General features: G+C 29.7%; 21 protein-coding genes, 2 tRNA genes and 2 riboswitches. Of the genes, 13 read left to right on the forward strand and 10 right to left on the reverse strand.

Annotated features, from left to right (window positions below; translation table 11 throughout):
* Positions 1–3: 3 nt before the first annotated feature.
* On the reverse strand, positions 4–216 hold the full coding sequence (locus tag FMAG_RS11890) for a DUF6485 family protein (RefSeq protein WP_005887014.1): 213 nt from the start codon (positions 214–216) through the stop codon (positions 4–6).
* Positions 217–415: 199 nt separating this feature from the next.
* Between FMAG_RS11890 and rapZ the strand changes: the two genes are divergently transcribed.
* The 7 genes from rapZ (at position 416) to sfsA (ending at position 7,761) form a co-directional block, all read left to right on the forward strand.
* A complete protein-coding gene (gene rapZ, locus FMAG_RS11895; protein WP_005887015.1) occupies positions 416–1,273 on the forward strand; it encodes an RNase adapter RapZ in 858 nt (285 codons plus the stop codon).
* On the forward strand, positions 1,267–3,063 hold the full coding sequence (uvrC, locus tag FMAG_RS11900; RefSeq protein WP_005887016.1) for an excinuclease ABC subunit UvrC: 1,797 nt from the start codon (positions 1,267–1,269) through the stop codon (positions 3,061–3,063). The genes rapZ and uvrC overlap by 7 nt, the downstream gene beginning before the upstream one ends.
* Positions 3,064–3,079: 16 nt before the next feature.
* A complete protein-coding gene (locus tag FMAG_RS11905) occupies positions 3,080–4,078 on the forward strand; it encodes a hypothetical protein (RefSeq protein ID WP_005887018.1) in 999 nt (332 codons plus the stop codon).
* Complete coding sequence (locus FMAG_RS11910) at positions 4,078–5,589, forward strand: SpoIIE family protein phosphatase (protein ID WP_005887020.1); 1,512 nt, start codon at positions 4,078–4,080, stop codon at positions 5,587–5,589. The genes FMAG_RS11905 and FMAG_RS11910 overlap by 1 nt, the downstream gene beginning before the upstream one ends.
* Before the next feature lie 14 nt (positions 5,590–5,603).
* A complete protein-coding gene (locus FMAG_RS11915; RefSeq protein ID WP_005887022.1) occupies positions 5,604–6,512 on the forward strand; it encodes a DUF1385 domain-containing protein in 909 nt (302 codons plus the stop codon).
* Between the two features lie 64 nt (positions 6,513–6,576).
* Positions 6,577–7,008: an RrF2 family transcriptional regulator gene (locus FMAG_RS11920; protein ID WP_005887023.1), complete on the forward strand. Its 432-nt coding sequence runs from the start codon at positions 6,577–6,579 to the stop codon at positions 7,006–7,008.
* A gap of 48 nt (positions 7,009–7,056) precedes the next feature.
* Complete coding sequence (gene sfsA / locus FMAG_RS11925) at positions 7,057–7,761, forward strand: DNA/RNA nuclease SfsA (RefSeq protein WP_005887027.1); 705 nt, start codon at positions 7,057–7,059, stop codon at positions 7,759–7,761.
* Positions 7,762–8,132: 371 nt separating this feature from the next.
* Here the strand turns inward: sfsA and FMAG_RS11930 are convergent, their stop codons facing one another.
* From FMAG_RS11930 to FMAG_RS11960, 8 genes are all read right to left on the reverse strand, one after another.
* Positions 8,133–9,473 carry a hemolysin family protein gene (locus FMAG_RS11930; RefSeq protein ID WP_005887029.1) on the reverse strand — a complete coding sequence of 447 codons (1,341 nt, stop codon included), beginning with the start codon at positions 9,471–9,473 and terminating at the stop codon, positions 8,133–8,135.
* A gap of 26 nt (positions 9,474–9,499) precedes the next feature.
* Complete coding sequence (locus FMAG_RS11935; RefSeq protein ID WP_005887030.1) at positions 9,500–10,621, reverse strand: betaine/proline/choline family ABC transporter ATP-binding protein; 1,122 nt, start codon at positions 10,619–10,621, stop codon at positions 9,500–9,502.
* Positions 10,622–10,647: 26 nt separating this feature from the next.
* Positions 10,648–11,421: a glycine betaine ABC transporter substrate-binding protein gene (locus FMAG_RS14160; RefSeq protein WP_261660870.1), complete on the reverse strand. Its 774-nt coding sequence runs from the start codon at positions 11,419–11,421 to the stop codon at positions 10,648–10,650.
* 131 nt (positions 11,422–11,552) lie between these two features.
* Positions 11,553–12,227 carry an ABC transporter permease gene (locus FMAG_RS14165; RefSeq protein WP_261660871.1) on the reverse strand — a complete coding sequence of 225 codons (675 nt, stop codon included), beginning with the start codon at positions 12,225–12,227 and terminating at the stop codon, positions 11,553–11,555.
* 91 nt (positions 12,228–12,318) lie between these two features.
* A riboswitch (cyclic di-AMP (ydaO/yuaA leader) is annotated at positions 12,319–12,459 on the reverse strand.
* Between the two features lie 52 nt (positions 12,460–12,511).
* A complete protein-coding gene (locus FMAG_RS11945) occupies positions 12,512–13,288 on the reverse strand; it encodes a type III pantothenate kinase (protein WP_005887032.1) in 777 nt (258 codons plus the stop codon).
* A 16-nt stretch (positions 13,289–13,304) separates the two neighbouring features.
* Positions 13,305–14,420 carry an aminopeptidase gene (locus FMAG_RS11950; RefSeq protein ID WP_005887035.1) on the reverse strand — a complete coding sequence of 372 codons (1,116 nt, stop codon included), beginning with the start codon at positions 14,418–14,420 and terminating at the stop codon, positions 13,305–13,307.
* A gap of 197 nt (positions 14,421–14,617) precedes the next feature.
* A tRNA-Gln gene (locus FMAG_RS11955) sits at positions 14,618–14,692 on the reverse strand.
* Positions 14,693–14,700: 8 nt separating this feature from the next.
* Positions 14,701–14,777 (reverse strand) — tRNA-Pro (locus FMAG_RS11960).
* 126 nt (positions 14,778–14,903) lie between these two features.
* Here FMAG_RS11960 and FMAG_RS11965 point away from each other — a divergent pair.
* Both FMAG_RS11965 and FMAG_RS11970 read left to right on the forward strand, forming a co-directional pair.
* Positions 14,904–15,701, forward strand: coding sequence for a Cof-type HAD-IIB family hydrolase (locus tag FMAG_RS11965; protein ID WP_005887037.1), 798 nt, complete (start codon positions 14,904–14,906; stop codon positions 15,699–15,701).
* Between the two features lie 24 nt (positions 15,702–15,725).
* Positions 15,726–16,952, forward strand: coding sequence for an FtsW/RodA/SpoVE family cell cycle protein (locus FMAG_RS11970; protein WP_005887038.1), 1,227 nt, complete (start codon positions 15,726–15,728; stop codon positions 16,950–16,952).
* Between the two features lie 21 nt (positions 16,953–16,973).
* Here the strand turns inward: FMAG_RS11970 and FMAG_RS11975 are convergent, their stop codons facing one another.
* Positions 16,974–17,552, reverse strand: coding sequence for an LA_2272 family surface repeat-containing protein (locus FMAG_RS11975; RefSeq protein ID WP_005887039.1), 579 nt, complete (start codon positions 17,550–17,552; stop codon positions 16,974–16,976).
* Positions 17,553–17,712: 160 nt separating this feature from the next.
* On the opposite strand from FMAG_RS11975, the gene aroC reads away from it, so the two are divergent.
* From aroC to FMAG_RS11995, 4 genes are all read left to right on the forward strand, one after another.
* The gene (gene aroC / locus FMAG_RS11980) at positions 17,713–18,807 is read left to right on the forward strand and encodes a chorismate synthase (RefSeq protein ID WP_005887040.1); all 1,095 of its coding nucleotides are present in this window, start codon (positions 17,713–17,715) and stop codon (positions 18,805–18,807) included.
* On the forward strand, positions 18,800–19,621 hold the full coding sequence (aroE, locus tag FMAG_RS11985) for a shikimate dehydrogenase (protein WP_005887041.1): 822 nt from the start codon (positions 18,800–18,802) through the stop codon (positions 19,619–19,621). Before aroC ends, aroE begins: the two co-directional genes overlap by 8 nt.
* Positions 19,621–20,058: a type II 3-dehydroquinate dehydratase gene (aroQ, locus tag FMAG_RS11990; protein ID WP_005887042.1), complete on the forward strand. Its 438-nt coding sequence runs from the start codon at positions 19,621–19,623 to the stop codon at positions 20,056–20,058. Before aroE ends, aroQ begins: the two co-directional genes overlap by 1 nt.
* Before the next feature lie 102 nt (positions 20,059–20,160).
* Positions 20,161–20,260, forward strand: a riboswitch (purine riboswitch).
* A gap of 221 nt (positions 20,261–20,481) precedes the next feature.
* Positions 20,482–22,146 (forward strand): formate--tetrahydrofolate ligase, encoded by a 1,665-nt coding sequence (locus FMAG_RS11995; protein WP_005887043.1) that lies wholly within the window; start codon positions 20,482–20,484, stop codon positions 22,144–22,146.
* Positions 22,147–22,166 lie beyond the last annotated feature (20 nt).

Raw genomic sequence — 22,166 nt, forward strand, 5'->3', positions numbered from 1 at the left:
TTATTATTTAGAATATTTATTTACAAAATCTGCAAAGCTTTGGAAAGTATAGATATTATTTTCTGGTTTTTCCAAAGATATTTTTTTGAAAAAGCACGAAGGTATTTCATTAAGCTGTAAACATTTTTTTACACATAGCTCACATCCTCTATCGTGATTAATAGGATTAAGTGGGCATTTGTGGTCAGTACAAGTACAAAATTCTTTTGCTGTCATAAAAAATCACTCCTTAAAAGATATTAAAAAAGCTCAATTTTTCTATTTATAAGAAAATTTGAACTGGTAATAGTAAGTTAAAAATTGTTGTTTTACAGCTAGATTTTAGAATAAAGATATAAAAAAGTCAATAGCAAAAAATATTATAAGTATGATATAATATAAAAGAGGAAAGATTATATAGAAGTCAGGTGAAGAGATGAGTAAGAAAAAAATAGTAATTGTAACAGGGTTAAGTGGTAGTGGAAAAACAACAGCTTTAAATGTACTTGAAGATATGGGGTATTATACAGTAGATAATTTACCTTGTGAGATAGGTATTCCATTTATAAGTTCATCAATTGAAAAGATAGCTCTTGGTATGGATATACGTTCTTTTAAAAAAATAGAAGAGTTTACAAATTTTTTAAAAGACTTGAGAGGTAACCCAGATGTAATATGTTCAATTATATTTTTACAAGCATCTAAAGAAGTAATTTTAAATAGATATAATCTTACTAGGAGAAGACACCCAGTAGAAGAGAAAACTTTACTTCAAAGTATTAGAAAAGAAAGAGAAATAATGGCAGATGTAAAGGAGTTGTCTACTGGAATAATTGATACAAGTTTTGATAAACCAAAAGAATTGACAGAAAAATTAAAAACAGTTTTAGGTTTAGATGTAGATATAAAAGATATAAATATTCATGTTCAATCTTTTGGATTTAAATATGGTATTCCTATTGATGTAGATTTAGTTTTTGATGTAAGATTTTTACCAAATCCTTATTATATAGATGAATTAAAACCTAAAAGTGGGCTGGATAAAGAGGTATCTGATTATGTAATGAGTTTTGATATATCACAAGAATTTTTTAAAAAATTAATGGATATGTTTGATTTCTTAATACCTCATTATATAAAAGAGGGAAAGAAACATCTTACAATAGGAATAGGTTGCAGTGGAGGAAAGCATCGTTCTGTAACTTTTGCTGAGTTAATATATAAAGAGTTATCAGAGATTGAGAATCTTAATGTCTATGTAAATCATAGAGAGAAAGAGAGAGGAAATTGGTAGAAATTTTTGATATAAAAAAATTAGATATTCCAGAAAATCCTGGGGTATATTTAATGAAAAAAAATAGTAAAGTTATCTATGTAGGAAAGGCTAAAAACTTAAAAAATAGAGTTTCTTCTTATTTTAACAGGGAACATGAAAGTGAAAAAACAAGGGAATTAGTAAAAAATATTGAGGATATAGAGTTTATAATTTGTAATAGTGAGCTGGATGCTTTAGTATTAGAAAATAATTTAATAAAAAAATATACACCTAAATATAATATTCTTTTGAAAGATGAAAAGACTTACCCATACATAAGGATAAGTAAAGAGAATTTTCCCAATATAAAGATAATAAGAACAACAAAAGCTTTAGATACAAAATCAGGTCTTTATTTTGGACCTTATCCCTTTGGAGCTTGGAATTTAAAAAAGGCTCTAGTTAAAATTTTTAAAATACGAGATTGTGAAAGAGATATGAATAAGATATATCCTCGTCCATGTTTAAAATATTTTATGAAAATGTGTCCAGGTCCTTGTACATATAAGGATATTTTTTTAGAGTATAATGGACAGGTAGAGCGAGTAAAAAATCTTTTAAAAGGAAAAGAGAAAGAGGTAATAGCCTCCCTTAAAAAAGATATGGAAAAAGCTGCTGAAGATATGAGATTTGAAGAAGCTATCAATTTGAGAGAGCAGATAAAAGAAGTAGAGAGTGCTGTTGTAAATCAAGTAACAGAGTATGGGAAAGAGTTAGATGAAGATATTTTTCTTATGCAAAAAGAGGGGGAAAAGGTTTTTATCTGTGTTTTAAATGTTAGAGATGGAAAAATTCTTGGAAAGATATCTACACATATTGATTTGAAAGATAAGATAGAGGGAAATTTAGAAGAAAATATAGTGACTGCTTTTTATTCTAAGCATCCAATACCTAAGAGTATAGTTTTTCAAGAAAAGATGGAAGATGAATTAAATCTTGTAAGAGAGATTTTAGAGTTACAAAGAGGAAAAAAAGTGGAATTTCACTTTCCTAAGATAAAAAGTAGAAGAAAAGAGCTTTTAGAAATGGGAGAGTTGAATATTTCTAGAGATATAGAGAGTTATTTTAAAAAGAAATCTGTAGTGGAAGAGGGGCTATATAAAATATATACAGAGTTATCTTTAAAAAAATATCCAAGAAAGATAGAGTGTTTTGATATTTCAAATATTCAAGGAAAGGATGCTGTTGCTTCTATGAGTGTATCAGTAGAGGGAAGAGCATCTAAAAAGGATTATAGAAAATTTAAAATAACTTGCAAAGATACTCCAGATGATTTTGCTATGATGAGAGAGGTAATTACAAGAAGGTATAGTAAACTACCAGAGCATGAGTTTCCTGATATAGTTTTAATAGATGGAGGACTTGGACAGATAAATGCAGCTGGAGAGGTTTTTAAAGAGATAGGAAAAGATGGAATAGCTGAATTACTAAGTCTAGCCAAAAGAGATGAGGAGATATATAAATATGGAGAAGCTATCCCCTATTCATTTCCAAAGGAGTGGGAGGCTCTAAAAATTTTCCAAAGAGTTAGAGATGAAGCTCATAGATTTGGTATAACTTATCATAGAAAGCTTAGAAGTAAAAGAGTAATCTCTTCAGAGTTAGATAAGGTAGAAGGAGTAGGAGCAAAGAGAAGAGAGGTACTATTAAAAGAATTTGGCTCAGTAAAAAAAATACTGGAAGAAGATGTGGACTCTTTAGCTAGATTTGTACCTAGAAAAGTAGCAGAGAATATTTTAGATACCTTAAAAAATAATAAAGATACATAATTTTACAGGAGGAAGTATGAAGAAAAAAGCACTATTTCTATTAGCTTTAGTACTGCTTACTACAAGTTGTGGAAGTATTGTGGCAAGAAAAGATAAAAGCCAGATAGTGAAATTTGAAAATAGCAGAATAGTAGCTGATAGTTATGATATAACTTTTTATAACATATTATATCCAGAGAAACCGTATGATAAAGATAAATTTTATGAGCAATTTGATGTGTTGACTTCAAAGATGGTAGCTTATAATAAAGATATAAATTTAATTATCCCTTTAGAGTTATATAAGGATTTATTAAATTTACAAAAAAGAGAGGTAAGAGAGGGAGAAAAAATCTATTATAAACAAGCTTACTCACTAACTGAAGAGGAAAAAGAATTTATTGATAGTAAAGTTGATGTAGAAACTCCTGATAATACAGGAAGTGTACAAAAATATTTAAATAAGCAAGTAGCATATTGGTATGATTACTTGAAAAAACCTCAAGAGTATGATTCTAAAAAATATTACACTGAGTTAGATAAGGATAGAATAGTAGATGAGGTATTTGAAAATAGAAAATTTTTCTCAAATACAGTTTTTGCAGTAGCTAATGATTTAGTAGTAGGAGTAACTGAAGATGAATTAGAAGAGATAAAAGATTTACCTTACCCTCTTTATCTAAAAACTGATAGCATTCCAGTAGATAAACTTAAAGAGGTAAAATCTAAAATAATTCTAGTTGAAGGTAAAGTTGAAGACACTGTTATTCCAGAAAAAATTGTATTAATAGATAATTTAACAGTAGAAAATGTAAAAGATTATGAGATAACTACTAAGATATTAGATATAGATAATCCTTTAAATTTAATACCAAACGTTGATGAGTATCAAGATTTAAAATTGAAAAATATTCAAAAATTCGATATAAAATATGTTCCAAATAGTGTTTTAAAAAAAGCTAGTGTAAGAAAGGAAGAGAGAAAGAGAGAGACTATTAACTTTGATAAAACACAAACTAATTGGAGGATAGAGTAATGATATACTTTATTTTTATACTTGCTATAGGGTTGATGCTGTATTATTCTAAGAAAAAAGAGGAAGAGATGACAGAAGCAATGATGACTATCCTTACAAGTATCAGGAATAAAAAACAGCTAGAAGATGTTCCAGAAATCTTAAAAGAAGAGTATGAAGATACAATAAAAAATGTTATAAAGCAAGATTTAGAATTGGAAAATTCTATTGGAGAGTTGAGAGAGTACAGAAAAGAATTAGAGGAAACTTACAACTCTTTGGTACAAAAATCTACTCAGTTAGAATATAGTAACCAAATACTAGAGAGAAGGGTAGAAAATCTATCTAATTTAAACTCTTTATCAAGAGCTGTACTTTCAGTGTTGGATTTAGATAATATTATAAATATTATATTAGATGCTTATTTTGTGCTTACAGGAGCAAAAAGGATATCTCTATACCTTTGGGAAGCTGAAGGGCTTATCAATAAAAAAACAAAGGGAGAGTGTAATTTTAAAGAGAATCTACTTTTTTCTGAAGAGGAGATAAAGGAGTTCACTAAAAAAGATTACCAAGAGATGTATGAGAAACTATCTAAAAAATTTATATTGGCGGATAATGAAGTGATAGTAATATCCCCTCTAGTAGTAAAAGAGAAACAACTAGGAGTTATCTATGTAATAGAGGATAAGAATAAATTGATTGATTTAGATGAGGAGACTATATCAGCTCTAGTTATTCAAGTCTCTATTGCTATCAATAATGCTCAAATATATTCTGAACTTATTGTAAAAGAGAGAATGTCTAACGAACTTGATGTTGCCTCAAGAATTCAAAAGAAAATTCTACCAGCAGATGTAGATGAGATATTTGGTCTTGAGATAGCTCAATATTTTGAACCTGCTAAGGAGATAGGTGGAGATTACTATGACTACACAATCTTAGATGACAATGTTTTCTCTATTACGATAGCAGATGTAAGTGGTAAAGGAGTACCAGCAGCTTTCTTGATGGCATTAGGTAGGTCAGTACTGAAAACTCTTACTTTAACTGGAGATTTTGCTCCTAATGAAAACTTAAATGAATTAAATAAAATAATCTACTCAGATATAACTGAGGATATGTTTATAACTATGATGCATAGTAAATATAATAAGGAAAATAAAACTCTTTATTACTCTAATGCTGGACACAATCCACTTGTAGTATATAGAGCAAGTACTGATAGTATAGAGTTACACACTGTAAAAGGTGTAGCAATAGGATTCTTAGAAGAATATAAATATAGACAAGGGGAGATTCAACTGAATAAAGGAGATATAGTTATATTCTATACCGATGGAATTACTGAAGCAGAAAATAGTAATAAAGAGATGTTTGGGTTAGAAAGATTAAAAGAGGTAATCTATAATAATAAAAATAAATCTCCAAAAGAGTTAAGAAAAGTTATTCTTGAATCAATAAATAGATTTAGAAAAGATTATGAACAGACAGACGATTTGACATTTGTAATATTGAAAAGCAATGTCTAATAGAAAGGACAGATATGAACGAGAGAATAAGTATAGGAGGACAAGCTGTAATAGAGGGAGTGATGATGAGAAGTCCAACTTGTATAGCTACAGCGGTTAGAAAGCCTTCTGGTGAAATTGTATATAAAAAGACGCCTATTTCAAAAAAGAAAGGGAAATTAGCAGAAATTCCTTTTATAAGAGGAGCTGTTATGCTTTTTGATGCTCTTGTTATGGGAATAAAAGAGCTTACATTTTCAGCAAATGAAGCTGAAGAAAAAGAAGAGGAACAAATCAGTCAAAAGGAAGCTATTTTGACTACAGTAGTTTCATTGGGATTAGGGATAGGACTATTTATAGTTTTACCTTCATTGATAGGAAGCTTTTTATTTTTAGATAATAAACTATATTCAAATCTTTTAGAAGCTGTATTGAGATTACTGTTTTTTATTCTATATATTTGGCTTATATCTTTTTCAAAAGATGTGAGAAGAGTATATGAGTATCATGGAGCAGAGCATAAATCAATATATGCTTATGAAAATAATATGGAGTTAACTCCTGAAAATGCTAAAAAGTTTACAACATTACACCCAAGATGTGGAACTAGTTTTTTACTTATAGTTATGTTGATAGCAATTATTGTATTTTCAACAATAGATTTTCTATTTCCAACACCAGCTACTGTGATAGGAAGAATAGCAATGAAAGTAGTTTTAAGAGTAATATTGATGCCTCTTATAGCTGGAATATCTTATGAGATTCAAAGATATAGTTCAAAGCACTTAGATAACTTTTGTATAAAGACTCTAGCTTTACCAGGGCTTTCATTACAAAAGATAACAACTAAAGAACCAGACTTGAAACAACTGGAAGTTGCTATTGTGGCTATAAAAGCAGCACTAGGAGAGAACGTGGAAAACGCAAGAGAGGTAAGTAAATAAAAGTTGCAAATTTTGGTATACTATGATATAATAACTCATATATTAAAAAATCAGGGAGATTGTTATGAGGATTAAAAATGAAATTGAGTATGTAATCAGAATTCTACTTTATTTAACAAAATATGGAGAGAATAGAATAGTATCTTCAAATGAGATATCTGATGCTGAGGATATTCCACATCTATTTAGTTTAAGAATTTTAAAGAAATTAGAAAAAGCTAGTCTTGTAAAAATTTTTAAAGGAGCTAGAGGAGGATATCAATTAACTAAACCTAGCGAAGAAATAACATTAAGAGATGCAGTAGAGACAATAGAACCAGTTATATGTATAAAAGATTGTGTAAATGACCCTGAGTCATGTTCTTTAAGAAAAGGAGAATGTGCTGTGCATAGAGCATTTAATGGAATTCAAAGAGAATTTATTAAAGCTTTAGAATCTCGTAACTTTAAAGAGCTAGCAGAAGAAACTTATCAAGAGTGTAAATATAATAAATAGTATTTTAAAAGACAACTTTTTTAGGTTGTCTTTATTTTTAGGAGAAATATGAAAAAAATATATGATATAGGAAAAATAGAGATAGGAAAATTTGTAGATAGACCTAATAGGTTTATAGCTGAAATAGAGATAAATAATAAGGTAGAAAAATGTCACGTACATGATTCTGGTAGAATAAGAGAGCTACTTTTTCAAGGAAATGAGGTAGGAGTAAAGAGAGCTACTAATCTAGAAAAAAGAAAGACAGCTTTTGATGTTATTTCTGCTTTGACTCAAGAAAAAGATGAAAGAGTATTAATAAACTCTTCTTTTCATAGATATATTTCAGAAAATATCTTAAAAGATTTTGATATTTCTCCTTTCGGAGAGGTAGATAGTATAAAAGCTGAGGTGAAAATAGGGGATAGTAGATTGGATTATCTTTTAGCTAGTGGAGATAAAAAGATATGGATAGAGGTAAAGGGAGTATCTCTTTCAGAAGATAAGGTAGCAAAATTTCCAGATGCTCCAAGCACAAGAGCTTGTAAGCATTTAAAAGAGTTGATAAAATTAAAAGAGAGTGGAGATAGAGCTGCTGTTATGTTATTGGTATTTAGAGATTCTGATAAATTTAGACCTAAATATGAAACTGATGAGGAGTTTTCAAAGCTATTTTATGAAGCAAAATCTAAGGGAGTGGAAATATATCCTATACAGTTGAGATTAGAAGATGGAGCTATATATTATATAGAAAAGAAGATAGAGATTATATAAAATTTAAGTAACTATCCAGCTATTTATGATTTAAAAAGAAAACTAAGAATTGCTTCATATTCTAAGAAGTTGATTAACTATGAGCTTCCAAAATTCTAAGAGCTTTAGCTCTCTAAGAATTTTGAGACACAGAAAGCAAAGCTTTAAGTGTTTCCTTAATGTAACACAGAAAATAAATTTCTGTGTTACAATAGTAGTAGTCGTTAAAACTCCGCTACTATTGGAAGGGTTGAGTCTTCGACTTATTGCATTTTTTAGCGTTCGATTTCACTAAGTTAATCTAGCTTCTCTTTATAAATTACACAATTCTTTGAGTTTTCTTAAATTAATTTACTAGCTGAATAGTTATATAATTTCTTAGATTATAACTACTACTCTTCAGTTGTTTCAGTATTGAGTTCTTTATGAGCTAAAGTCAATTTTACTTTAGCAATTCTTTTATCTTTCACAGATAAAACTTCTAGAATAACATTATTATACTCCAATACAATTTTTTCCTTTTCATTTGGAACTCTTTCTAGCTCTCCCATAATAAATCCAGAAAGGGTATCGTAGTTATCAGAATAAAGATTTAAACCTAATTCATAGTTAAGAGTATCAAGGGAGAAAAGTCCATCTACAAGATAAATATTTTCTCCAATAGGAGTTAGTTTTGGTTCTTTATTCTCATACTCCTCTTCAATAGAACCAACAATCTCTTCAATTAAATCTTCCATAGTAACTATTCCAGAAAAACCACCATACTCATCTATGATAATAGACATAAATATCTTTGAAGCTTGCATCTCTTTGAATAAAATATCTATTTTCTTAGTTTCAGGGATAAAATATGGTTTTCTCATTATAGAACGAACATCGACATTTTCAAAGCCTTTTTTTCTAGCTTCTAAAATAAAATCTTTGATAAAAAGAACACCGACAATATTATCTATCTCCCCATCATATATAGGAATTCTTGAATGTTTTTTAGTTAAAAACTCATCAAGATACTCATCTAATGGAGTATTGATATCAATCATATAGGTATCTGTTCTTGGAGTCATAACCTCTTTTGCATATTTATTATCAAAAGATAGTACAGATGTAATCATATCCTTTTCTGTCTTATTAAAAACTCCGTGTATTTGTCCAACTTCTAATAGAGATTTTATCTCTTCTTCAGATACCTGTTCTTCAACATTATCAATTTTAAATCCAAGTATACGTAAAATTATATTTGTAGAAACTGATAATAATTTGATAAAAGGGAAAGTAAGCTTTGCTATGATATATATTGGTCTTATAGCAAACATACTTATTGCTTCTGCCTTGTGTAAGGCTATCCTTTTAGGAACTAACTCTCCAAATACAAGAGTAAAATAAGATAGTGTTATGGTAACGATTATAATAGAAATCTCCTTAGTGTAAGGAAGATTAAAAGCAACTAATCTCTTACTCAATATCTCAGCAAAACCTGTTGCTGCAGAAGCACTGGCAAAGAATCCAGATAGAGTTATAGCAACTTGAATAGTTGATAAAAAATTAGTTGGCTCAGCTAAGACTTTCTGTATGAGTTTAGCTGTCTTGTTACCATTTTCTGCAAGTAGATTGATTTTGTTCTTGTTAATAGAAACCATAGCTATTTCTGTACAAGCAAAAAAAGCATTTGTCATAGTCAAAAAGACTAAAAATAAAAGATTTAAAAAAAGATTAAATTGGGGTCCCGTATCCATAAATAAATCTCCTCCTTATAAATATTTTAATTGACTGTGATATCAAATTGTTGACTTAATGTAGTTACTAGACTAGTTTTAGTAATAATTCCTCTTAAAATTCCATTTTCATCTACTACTGGTAAACTAGATAATTTATTTTCATTTACTTCTTTTAAAACATCTATTATAGAGTTTTCTGGTCCAGTAGTAAACTCTGGAGTTTCTAATATCTCTCTTACAGTTTTATAATGATCTTTCTCTTTTTGTATAAGCTTACCAGTTATTATTCCTTCAAATTTTCCTTTTCTGTCAATTACAAGAAGCGAGTCAACTCTTTCATGTCTCATTTTTCTTACACACTTAAATAGACTCATCTCAGCAGAACAAGTGATAGGGTTGTCAAGCATAATATCTTTTACTTTTATATACTCTGGAGATGACCAAATTCTATTTTTTCCAACAAAATTACTTACGAAATCATTTGCTGGATTTTTTAAAATAGTTTCAGGATCATCATGTTGAATGACTTTACCAGTACCCATTATACATATTTTATCAGCAATCTTAACCGCCTCATCCATATCATGACTAACAAATATTATAGTCTTTTTATACTGAGTTTGGATATTGATTAGCTCATCTTGGAGCTGAGAACGAGTAATAGGGTCAAGAGCTGAAAATGGCTCGTCCATAAGAATTATATCAGGATTTGTCATAAAAGCTCTGGCTATACCAACTCTTTGTTGCTGTCCACCACTTAGCTGTTTAGGGTATCTATCAGCAAATTTTTCATAGGGTAATCCCACCATATCCATAAGCTCTTTTACTCTTTCTTCTCTTTCTAACTCTGGAACTTTTTCTAACTTAGCTACTAATTCGATATTTTCTTTTATTGTCATATGAGGGAAAAGACCTGTCTGTTGGATAACATATCCTATTCCTCTTCTTAAATCAATAATATTTTTTTTAGAAATATCCTCTCCATCTATAAGGATTTTTCCAGATGTAGGTTTGATAAGTCCATTTATCATTTTTAGTGTAGTAGTTTTTCCACAACCAGATGGACCTACAAAAACTGTAATACTTTTATCTTCTATTTTTAAATTTATATCGTGTAAAACTATATTATTTTTAAATATTTTATTTACTCCTATAAATTCTATCATTTCATACCTCCTTTTAATATCTAAAATTATTTAGATATTAGACCTCTTTCGATTAAAAACTCATGAGCTACTTCTTGAGGTTCTCTTTTGTATGTATCTACTTGATTATTTAATTCTCTCATTACTTCATCTGTTAAAACATCAACAAGTGAATCAGCTATATTTTTTAACTCAGGATATTTATTAGCAATATCTTCTCTTATTAATGGTACAGCATGGTAAGGTAAGAAAAACTCTTTATCATCATCTAAAACTACTAAATTATATGTAGATATTAATCCATCAGTAGCAAAGGCATCTATTACATCACTCTCTTTATTAGCAATAGCCTGATAACGAAGAGCTCCATCTATAGATAGAGAGTTTTTAAATTTCAGTCCTGGATAAGCTTCTAAAAGTCCAGGTAACCCATCATGTTTATTTGTAAATTCAAATGTAGATGAGATAGTTAATTGTGGAGCAACTTTAATTAAATCACTGATATTTTCTAAGTTATATTTATCAGCAGTTTCTTTTCTAACAGCTAATCTGTATGTATTATTAGCTGAAATCTCCTTTCCAACTAATACATCATACTTCTCTTCTATCTCTTTTTTTGATATAGAATAAACATCAGAAGATTTAACATTTTCAGCTATAGGGTTATGCTTTAACATATCAGCAAACATAGTTCCAGTATATTCCATATACATATCTACTTCTCCTTTATTTAAAGCACCAAAAATAACTTGAGTTCCTCCTAAGGCTAACTTTCTATTAACTTTGATATCTGTTTTATCTTCAATTAAATCTGCTAACATATTACCAAGAAGAATTTGTTCTGTATAATCTTTACTTGCAATAGTAACTACTTTTTCTTGTGGAGCTATAAAGTTTTTAACAATATTCTTTCCACTAGAAAATAAGATTAAAAAAACAGCAAGAGTTAAAATTAGTTTATGTAAGAAAGGGATTTTTTATTTTCCTCCTCTCCACTAACTATTCCTTTAGGAACAACTATTTTTTCTATAATAGCTGCTGTCCAGTCAATAAATAGAGCCAATATACAAGCTGGAATAGCTCCAGCTAAAATTTGATATGTATTGGCTGTTCTTATTCCAGAGAATACTAAAAATCCTAATCCACCAGCTCCTACAAAGGCAGCAATAGTCATAAGTCCAACAGCTGTAACAGCAGAGATACGTACACCTGCCATTATAACAGGAAGAGCCATTGGGATTTGAATTTTAAAAAGTATTTGTAATTTTGTAAGTCCAATTCCTTCAGCTGCTTCTATCATCTGTGGGTTTATTCCTTCAATACTTGTATAAGTATTTTTTATAATAGGTAGTAAAGAGTAAAGTACTACCATAAAGATAGATGGCATAACTCCAATACCTAAAAAAGGAATAAGAAAACCTAAGAGTGCCATACTTGGAATAGCTTGAATAGTATTAGCAATTCCCATAACTGTTTTATTTATTTTTTTAAAATGACTTATTAAAATCCCCATGGGAACTCCAATAAGAATAGCTACAAGTACAGATATCAGTGTAAGATTTATATGTTCTACTAAAAGAGATATAATCTGAGCTCGTTCTTGTATAATATAAGTAAAAAAATCCATAAGTAAACCTCCTAAAAAATTGTACAAAAAAACACCAGGCTAGAGTCATGGTGTTTTAATTTGTAAAATTAAAAATATAACAAAATAAAGCCTCAACTCTTTTCAATGCTGACGAGGTTAGCTGCCGGACTCGGATTGAAAAGTATCCTATTCCATAAAGGAAATTCGCCCCAAAAAAGTGGGTCCCCCGCTTTATATCATAATAAAGATATAAATTAAGCAATTTGCACATGTACATTATACAAGATTTTTTATAAAGAGTCAAATTTAAAGAAAAAATAATTTTATTTTGTTTTATTATTTTGATATAGAGTATATAGACCTTTTATACTTAAATCTGCTTTGTATACATCTATCTCATCAATTTCAGCAGATAAGATTTTTCCAAGTCCACCAGTAGCAACTACAAAGCACTCTTCTCCTACTTCCTCTTTCATTTTTCTGATAATATGTTTTATCTGTCCAGCATATCCATAGAATATACCAGATTGGATTTGAGAAATAGTATCAGAACCTAATGCACATTCAGGTGTTGTAAATTTTACCTTAGGAAGTTTTGCTGTGTTACCACAAAGAGCATTGATGCTCATCTCAATTCCAGGAAGTATTGCTCCTCCAACATAGACATTTTTCTTTAATACATCAAAAGTTGTAGCAGTACCTAAGTCTATGATGATAAGATTTTTATCAGGATACTCTTCAAGAGCTTGGACAATATCAATTATTCTATCAGCACCAAATCCAGTAGGATTCATATTACTAGCAAATGTAAAAGGTAGATTTTTTTCTAAGTCTACTATCATAGGCTCAATATTAAAATATTTTCTTCCAAAGAATTGGAAAATAGTTATAAGATTGGGAACAACTGAAGAAACAACTATTCCACTAACTTTTCTTATTTCAATTCCATTAAATTTTGAAATATTTCTAAAATAAGAGAAATATTCATCTTCTGTCAATTTATCATTTGTAGAAACTCTAAATGTAAGAAGAGTATTTCCTTTTTCATCAAAGATTCCTGTTACAATATGAGTATTTCCAATATCTATAGTTATAAGCATAAAACACCACCTTAATTTATTTTAAATTTTCTGGATTTAAAGCTTTTAATTCATCTAAAACAAAGATACCATCTTTTCTAATTAATATATCATCTATCCAAATCTCTCCACCACCAAACTCTGGTCTTTGGATAAGAACTAAATCCCAGTGAATACTAGATTTATTTCCATTGTCAGCTTGTTTATAAGCTTGTCCAGGAGTAAAGTGAATACTTCCAGATATTTTTTCGTCAAATAGAGTATCTTTCATAGGTTTTAGAATATATGGGTTTACTCCAAAAGCAAACTCTCCAATATATCTAGCTCCCTCATCAGAGTTTAAAATTTCATTTAATTTTTCTGTATTATTAGCAGTAGCTTTTACAATTTTACCATCTTTAAACTCAAATACTATATTTTCAAAAGTAAATCCTTCATAAACAGATGGAGTGTTGTATGAGATTACACCATTGACACTTTCTCTTACTGGAGCAGTATAAAGTTCTCCATCTGGAATATTTCTAAGTCCGTAACATTTAACATTAGGCATTCCTTTAATAGAAAAACTGATATCTGTTCCAGGACCTACTATTCTAACTCTATCTGATCTATTTAAAAGAGAACTCAAGCTGTCCATAGCTTTTTCCATTTTAGAATAATCAAGACAACATACATCAAAGTAAAAATCTTCAAAATTTTCTAATGATGTATTTGCAAGCTGTGCCATTGAGTTATTAGGATATCTTAGTACTACCCATTTAGTATTATTAACTCTTTCTTTTAAATGTACAGGTAGCATAAAGATATCTGAATACATTCTCATTTTTTCATCTTCTACATCAGATAGTTCTGCTGTATTGTCACTACCTCTGATCCCTATATAGCAGTCCATATCTTTCATTCTTTCTAGCTCATATTTTGCCATTAGTTCTAGTTGCTCTTTAGTAGAAGATTTTAAAAGCTCTCTAGTAATAGATTGGTCTTTTAAAGTGACGAAAGGTAATCCTCTAACTAAATGAATCTCTTTAACTAATGCTTTTGCTAGATTTTTAGGAGTATCTCCAAAAATTTCTATTAAAACTTTTTCTCCTTTTTGTACTCTACAAGAGTGAGAAACAAGATTTTTTGCTAATTTTAATATTCTACTATCCACAGTATTCACCTCATAATATTTTTTTCAATTATAGCATAGAATATTGAAAAATAGAATAGAAGAGAAAAATAAAATTGAAGATTACATAATTAAAAAATTTAAAATAACTTAAGTTGAATTAAAAATAAGAAGATAGGAAAATTATTTTGATTAGGATAAAAAAAAGCCACTCAATAATTTGAGTGGTTGATTGCAAATGGCTGGGGTGGCTGGATTCGAACCAACGCATGACGGAGTCAAAGTCCGTTGCCTTACCGCTTGGCGACACCCCAATTTAAGATGGTCGGAATAGCAAGATTCGAACTTGCGGCCCCCTGCTCCCAAGGCAGATGCGCTACCGGACTGCGCTATATTCCGTCTCATCAACAAAAGTAATAATATCATATTTTAAAAAAAATGTCAATAAAAAAAATTACTTTTCAAAAAAAAAAATAATGGTATTATATTAAGGTATAAAAATAAAAAAGATGAGGAGTTAAGTTTATGAAATATGAAGCAATAGTTTGTGATTTAGATGGAACACTTTTAAATGAAAAACATCAATTATCAGATGAAACAAAGGAAGTTATAAAAAAGGTTAAAGATACAGGTAAAAAGATATTTATAGCTACTGGAAGACATCACTTAGATGCTTTAGCAATAAAAAAACAATTGGGATTAGACTCATATCTTATCAGTTCAAATGGAGCTAGAATACATGATGAGCATAATAATGAAGTATATGAGAGAAATATTGATGAAGAGACAGCTAATTTTATTTTAAATGTTAAGTGTAACAAAGAGATTGAAAGACATATATATACAGATACAAAATGGTATGTTGAAGAGCATAAAGAGGAGTATATAGAGTTTCATAAAGAGAGTGGATTTTTATATGAGGTAAAGGATTTCTCTAAAATAGTTGGAGAAAAATTTATAAAAATATTTTTTATCAGCAAAAATCAAGAGGAACTATTTAAGCTAGAAAAGTATTTTGAAGAGGTAATAGGAGATAAGGTTTCAATAACACTATCTGGACCAGAGTGTTTGGAACTTATGACAAAAAATGTAACAAAGGGAGAAGCTGTAAAAAATATTATGGAAAAACTTAATATTCCATTAGAAAATACTATGGCTTTTGGTGATGGATTAAATGACTATGAGATGTTAAGTGAAGTAGGTAAGGGACTTCTTATGGGAAATTGTGCTCAAAGACTTAGAGAAAAGCTTCCTAATAATGAGATGATAGGTAAAAATATAGATAATGGAGTAGCTAAGTATTTAAGAAAAACATTTTTATAGAATTTCTTTGGAGGGATATAAAGAATGGACAAAGTCAAATTAGAAACAGAAAATCCTTATTATAAAAGAAATCAAATAAATAGAACTTTGAAAAAAATAGATAAAGAAAAGAGAAAAAGAGCAAGAAATAGAGGAATAGTTCTTCTTCTTTTCTTTTTGGTTATATTGAGCAACTTAAATATGGCTAGTGCAAGTTTTTATAGTATCTACTTTGAAGGAATAAAGGTTATTAGAAACCATTTTATCTATATAATTTTAGGGATAATCTGTTTTATAATTACTTCAAAGATAAATTACAAATTATATAATAAAAATAAAATAAGTGGAATTTTATTTTTATTATCTACAATTATATTTATTATAATTATAATAGGAAGTAAAATACCATCATTATCAAGGGTAATACCTCATGTAAATGGAGCAATAGGTTGGATAAGATTTGGTTCTTTTAGTGTGCAGCCATCAGAGATGATGAAATTGCCATTTATTATAATAATAGCCCATATTATGGAAAAATGTGAAGAGGAAAGATACAACGATAAAAAAATACTATTTTCTTTGTTACCAGTTATGGGAATATTTATGCTATTAATAAATCTACAAAAAGATTTGGGAACATCAATACACTATTTGGGGATATTTGCTTTTATGTTGTTTATGAGTAGATTAAATATGAAATTGATAGTAGGAAGTGTAGGAGCTGTTTTAGTATCAATAGGAGGTCTATTTTACTATGTAAGTAATCTAACTGACTTATCAAATGAGAGTTATAAAATAAAGAGAGTTGGAAGTTTTTTAAATGGTCTTTTGAAAAATGAATATGACTATGGAATAGGATATCAAGTGGGGCAATCTCTTATAGCTTTTGGAAGTGGTGGATTAGTAGGTAAGGGATATGGAAATGGAGTACAGAAGTATAGCTATTTGCCAGAGATAAAAACTGACTTTATCCTTGCTTCCTATGGTGAGGAGTTTGGATTTATAGGAATGTTACTTCTTTTGACAATATTTCTATTGCTTTTTAATATTATTCAAAAAACAGCTGTGGAAACAAAGGATTATTTTGGAAAATATTTAGCAATAGGAATTGGAGGATATATAATAATTCAAATGGTTATAAATCTTTCTGTTGCTTTAGGAATACTTCCTGTATTTGGAATACCTATGCCATTTTTTAGTTCAGGAGGAAGTTCTCTTATAACAGTATTTTCAGCCTTGGGAATAATAATAAACATAAATAAACAAAGATAGAGTGGGAAAACCACTCTATTTTTAAAATAATATTTTTCTAAAGTTTACAATAGGTAAAACAGGGAATACTCCATTTTCAGCATAGTTGATAAGTCCTACTTGTAATCCTTCTAGTTTTTTAGTAGCATTGACAAATCCGAATTGAAGCCCTCCCACTTGTTGAGCATAGTTAACAAAACCAATTTGAACCATAGCTTCTTGATTAACCATATTAAGTCCACCTAATTGGAAAGTAGCATTTCCTCCAACTGTATTTACAAGTCCAAGATTTCCACCATTTACATCTCCTTTAACATCATTCCAAAGAGCTAAAGAGATTCCTCTCATATTTCCATCTACTCTAAAAGCTTCAAAGAAAAGTGAAAGGTGTAATCCATTAAAATTACCATTGACTTTTCTATAACCAATAAGAGATAAATCTACCCCTGAAACATTTTGGTTTTCAGCACCAAGAACATTAAAACTGAATCCATCTATTGAGTCGTATTTAGTAGCTCCAAATTGAACTCCTGGTAATACTGAAAATTGAGCTCCTTGTGTAGCAGCAAAAGAAACAGAAGACAGTAGTGCTACTCCTGCTATTAAAGATTTTAATTTCATAAAAATTTTCCCTCCACAAATTAATTTTAGACCTTATTATATCATATTTTTGAAAAAAATACTATAAGAAACTTATCATATAAGATGATTTTAAATTTACGTCATTAAATTGATAAAATGTGGTATAATTATGTTAGAAGAATAGAGAGAGGAGAAGAGTATGGGAGCTAATTGGGGACATAGTTTGAGATTATCAATTTTTGGGGAATCTCACGGAAAAGCAATAGGGATAAATATAGATGGATTAGCTAGTGGTATAGATATAGATTTTGAAAGCATAGAGAGAGATATGGGAAGGAGAGCACCAGGGAAAAATAGTTTTTCTACTCAAAGAAAAGAGAGTGATAGCTTTGAGATTTTAAGTGGAATCTGTGACGGTAAGACTACAGGAGCTCCTCTTTGTGCAATTATTAGAAATGAAGATAAAAAATCTAAAGATTATTCAAAATTAAAAGAGGTAATGAGACCTAGTCATAGTGATTATTCAGCATATATAAAATATAGAGGATATAATGATGTAAGAGGTGGAGGTCATTTTTCTGGAAGAATAACAGCCCCACTTGTTTTTGCTGGAAGCTTGGCTAAGAGTATCTTAGCTAAAAAGGGAATATATGTAGGAGCTATGATAAAGAGTATAAAAAATATAGAATTAGAAACACCAAATGAAGATAGATTATCTAAAGAGCTTTTTGATGAGCTGGCTAAAAAAGAGCTGGCTATTTTAGATGAAAAGAAAATAGTAGAGATAAAAGAGGAGATAGAGAGAGCTAGAATGAATCAAGACTCTGTTGGTGGAACTATAGAATGTTTTGCCATAGGAGTACCAGCAGGATTGGGAGAGCCATTTTTTGATTCATTAGAGAGTAGTATAGCTCATTTAGCTTTTTCTGTACCAGCTGTAAAAGGAATAGAGTTTGGAAAAGGATTTGATATAGCAAAATATTATGGTAGTGAAGTAAATGATGAATACTACTATAAAAATAGTATAGTGAAAACTAAATCCAATAATAACGGAGGAATATTAGGGGGGATATCCAATGGAATGCCTATAAATTTTAAAGTTGCTATAAAACCTACTCCATCTATTTCTAAGCTTCAACATACAATAAATATAAAAGATAAAAAAGATTGTGAATTAGAAATAGAGGGAAGACATGACCCTTGTATAGTACCGAGAGCAGTAGTGGTAATAGAATCAATAATGGCAATAGCATTGTTAGATAAGATATATGAAGCAGGAGGCAGATATGAATAAATATGGTCTTGTGGGAAAAAAATTGGGGCACTCACTATCTCCAGAGATACATAACTATATTTTTGATAAGCTTGGAGTAGAAGCAGAGTACTCACTGTATGAGATTGAAGATGGAAAAGATATTTTAAAATTAATGGAAGAAAAAGGGATAAAAGGATTTAATATAACTATTCCTTATAAAGAGATTGTGATGAGCCAACTTGATTTTATCTCTGAGGAGGCAGAAAAAATTGGAGCTGTAAATCTAGTGAAAATAAAAAATGGTGAAAGCTACGGATATAATAGTGATTACTATGGGGTCGTAGAGATGCTAGAAAAACATGATGTCAAAGTAAAAGGAAAAATATGCTATGTTCTAGGAAGTGGTGGGGCTTCAAAATCTGTGATAGTAGCTCTACATGACTTAGGAGCTAAAGAGATAGTTGTAGTAACAAGAGATGTGGAATCAAAGAGAAGAGAGTTGAAAAATAGATTTAGAAATATAGAGGTAGTATCTTATGAAAATATAATAGGTGGAGATATTGTTGTAAATACTACTCCTTTAGGGATGTATCCTAATATAGATAGCTCTCCACTAGATGAGGAAATTTTAAAGCGTTTTGATATAGCTGTTGATATTGTATATAATCCTAAGACTACAAAGTTTTTACAATTAGCAAAAAATTGTAGTTTAAAATGTGTAGATGGAGTATCTATGCTTGTAGGTCAAGCTATAAAAAGTGATGAACTTTGGGAGGGGATAGATATAGATAGAGATACAAGAGAAGAAGTAGAGAAAAGAGTTATAGAGAGATTAGAGGAGATGAAAAAATAGTGAAAGTAATGGTAATAAATGGACCCAATATAAATTTTCTGGGAATAAGAGAGAAAAATATTTATGGTGTACAAACCTATGAAGAGATGTGTGCATATATTAAGGAGAATTTAGCTAAAGATATTGATGTAACAATATATCAAAGTAATATTGAGGGAGAGATTATAAACTTTATACAAAGAGCATATTTAGAAAAGTATGATGGGATAGTAATTAATCCAGGAGCATATACTCATACTTCCATAGCTCTGTATGATGCTATAAAAAGTGTAGATATTCCAACAATAGAAGTTCATCTTTCAAATATTCATAAAAGAGAAGAATTTAGACACAAATCTTTCACAGCACCAGCTTGTATAGGACAAATTTGTGGATTAGGAAGTGATGGATATCTCTTAGCTATAGATTTTTTATATAAAAAAATAAAAAACAAATAGTTTTATTTTTGATTAAAAAGTACAGATTATAAAATAAAAAATAGATAAAATAAGAAAAAAAGTTTTTATTTTGACAAAGTTTCACTTTTGTGATATTCTTAACATATAGAAAGAAATATATCTCATATATACCTCTAATATGGAGAGGAGTTTCTACGGTTTACCATTGTAATAAACTGCTATGAGTTGAAGGATTTTTTTGTTGGCTCCTTTAGTATATATGGGGAAAAATATTAGGAGGAGAAAATGCTATTTGTTAATAAAAAGAAGAAAAGACTGAAAAGTAGGCTTAAAACATTTACTAACAAAGGCATAATTGTAAACTTAAGAATATATATAAATAGTGGTCTAAGTGTGTACTTATGTAAAGCATGAGTGTGTACTTAGACCTTTTGTTTTAATAGAAACTTCAAGGAGGGAAATGTGAAAACTGATATTCAAATAGCTCAAGAGGCAAAAATAGTAAATATTTTAGAAATAGCAAAGAAGGTAGGACTTACCGAAGATGATATTGAACAATATGGAAAATATAAAGCAAAAGTCAACCTAGATGTGCTAAAAAGATTAGAAGATAAAAAAGATGGTAAACTAGTATTGGTAACGGCTATCACACCAACTCCAGCTGGAGAGGGAAAATCAACAGTTACAGTAGGACTTACTCAAGCTTTAAATAAATTAGGAAAATCTTCAGTAGCTGCTTTAAGAGAACCATCTCTTGGACCTGTATTTGGAATGAAAGGTGGAGCTACTGGTGGAGGATATGCACAAGTAATTCCTATGGAAGATATAAATTTACATTTTACTGGAGATTTACATGCAATAGGAGTAGCTCACAACTTAATAGCTGCTTGTATTGATAATCATATTAATTCAGGAAATTTACTAAATATAGATGTTACAAAAATCTCTTGGAAAAGAGTAGTAGATATGAATGATAGAGCATTAAGAGAGGTAGTTATTGGACTTGGTGGAAAAGCTAATGGAATACCTAGAGAGTCATCTTTCCAAATAACAGTAGCTTCTGAGATAATGGCAGCTCTATGTTTAGCAAATTCACTTATGGATTTAAAAGATAAGATTAGAAGTATGGTATTTGGATATTCAAGAGATGGAAAAGCTCTTACAGTAGGAGATTTAAAAATAGAGGGAGCTGTAACTGCATTATTAAAAGAGGCTTTAAAACCAAACCTTGTTCAAACTTTAGAAAATACTCCAGTATTTATCCATGGAGGACCATTTGCTAATATAGCTCATGGATGTAACTCAATCTTAGCTACAAAATTAGCATTAAAACTTTCTGATTATGCTATAACAGAGGCTGGATTTGCTGCTGACTTAGGGGCAGAAAAATTCTTAGATATAAAATGTAGAAAAGGAAATCTAAGACCTAACTGTGTAGTAATAGTAGCAACAGTAAGAGCTCTAAAACATCATGGTGGAGCTAAGGAATTATCAGAAGAGAGCTTAGAAGCATTAGAAAAAGGAATAGCTAACTTAGATAAACATATAGAGAATATGAAAAAATATAACTTACCAGTTGTGGTAGCAATCAATAGATTTGTAAGCGACACTGAAAGAGAACTTGAATTTATTGAAAAGCACTGTAAAGAGTTAGATGTACCAGTTGCTCTATGTGAGGTATGGGCAAAAGGTGGAGAGGGAGGAATAGCTCTTGCTAAAGAGGTAATGGCTCAATTAGAAAAAGAGACTGATAACTATACACCACTTTACTCATTATATTTAAGTATAAAAGAGAAAATAGAAACAATAGCAAAAGAGATATATGGAGCTGATGGAGTAGAGTTTAGCTCTGGAGCTAAGAAGATGTTAAAGACAATAGATGAGCTAGGATATGGGAACTTACCAGTTTGTATGTCTAAAACTCAAAAATCTTTATCAGATAATGCGTCATTAATAGGTAGACCAACAGGATTTACTGTAACAATAAATGAACTAAGAATATCAGCAGGAGCAGGATTTATAGTAGCTATGGCTGGGGATATAATAGATATGCCAGGACTACCTAAAAAACCAGCAGCTGAGTTGATAGATATAGATGAGAATGGAAAGATAGAAGGATTATTCTAATAAAAAAATCTATGTTAAAA

The sequence above is a fragment of the Fusobacterium mortiferum ATCC 9817 genome (genome assembly GCF_000158195.2).
GTDB classification, from domain to species: Bacteria; Fusobacteriota; Fusobacteriia; order Fusobacteriales; family Fusobacteriaceae; genus Fusobacterium_A; species Fusobacterium_A mortiferum.

What these genes read in the sequence shown, in the direction of transcription:
- FMAG_RS11910 (WP_005887020.1), top strand. Translation starts at nt 4,078, where the DNA reads ATGATATACTTTATTTTTATACTTGCTATAGGGTTGATGCTGTATTAT.
- sfsA (WP_005887027.1), top strand. Translation starts at nt 7,057, where the DNA reads ATGAAAAAAATATATGATATAGGAAAAATAGAGATAGGAAAATTTGTA.
- FMAG_RS11965 (WP_005887037.1), top strand. Translation starts at nt 14,904, where the DNA reads ATGAAATATGAAGCAATAGTTTGTGATTTAGATGGAACACTTTTAAAT.
- aroE (WP_005887041.1), top strand. Translation starts at nt 18,800, where the DNA reads ATGAATAAATATGGTCTTGTGGGAAAAAAATTGGGGCACTCACTATCT.
- FMAG_RS11970 (WP_005887038.1), top strand. Translation starts at nt 15,726, where the DNA reads ATGGACAAAGTCAAATTAGAAACAGAAAATCCTTATTATAAAAGAAAT.
- FMAG_RS11905 (WP_005887018.1), top strand. Translation starts at nt 3,080, where the DNA reads ATGAAGAAAAAAGCACTATTTCTATTAGCTTTAGTACTGCTTACTACA.
- FMAG_RS11890 (WP_005887014.1), bottom strand. Translation starts at nt 216, where the DNA reads ATGACAGCAAAAGAATTTTGTACTTGTACTGACCACAAATGCCCACTT.
- FMAG_RS11975 (WP_005887039.1), bottom strand. Translation starts at nt 17,552, where the DNA reads ATGAAATTAAAATCTTTAATAGCAGGAGTAGCACTACTGTCTTCTGTT.
- FMAG_RS11945 (WP_005887032.1), bottom strand. Translation starts at nt 13,288, where the DNA reads ATGCTTATAACTATAGATATTGGAAATACTCATATTGTAACAGGAATC.
- rapZ (WP_005887015.1), top strand. Translation starts at nt 416, where the DNA reads ATGAGTAAGAAAAAAATAGTAATTGTAACAGGGTTAAGTGGTAGTGGA.
- FMAG_RS14165 (WP_261660871.1), bottom strand. Translation starts at nt 12,227, where the DNA reads ATGGATTTTTTTACTTATATTATACAAGAACGAGCTCAGATTATATCT.
- FMAG_RS11920 (WP_005887023.1), top strand. Translation starts at nt 6,577, where the DNA reads ATGAGGATTAAAAATGAAATTGAGTATGTAATCAGAATTCTACTTTAT.
- FMAG_RS11935 (WP_005887030.1), bottom strand. Translation starts at nt 10,621, where the DNA reads ATGATAGAATTTATAGGAGTAAATAAAATATTTAAAAATAATATAGTT.
- FMAG_RS11915 (WP_005887022.1), top strand. Translation starts at nt 5,604, where the DNA reads ATGAACGAGAGAATAAGTATAGGAGGACAAGCTGTAATAGAGGGAGTG.
- FMAG_RS14160 (WP_261660870.1), bottom strand. Translation starts at nt 11,421, where the DNA reads ATGTTAGCAGATTTAATTGAAGATAAAACAGATATCAAAGTTAATAGA.
- FMAG_RS11930 (WP_005887029.1), bottom strand. Translation starts at nt 9,473, where the DNA reads ATGGATACGGGACCCCAATTTAATCTTTTTTTAAATCTTTTATTTTTA.
- aroC (WP_005887040.1), top strand. Translation starts at nt 17,713, where the DNA reads ATGGGAGCTAATTGGGGACATAGTTTGAGATTATCAATTTTTGGGGAA.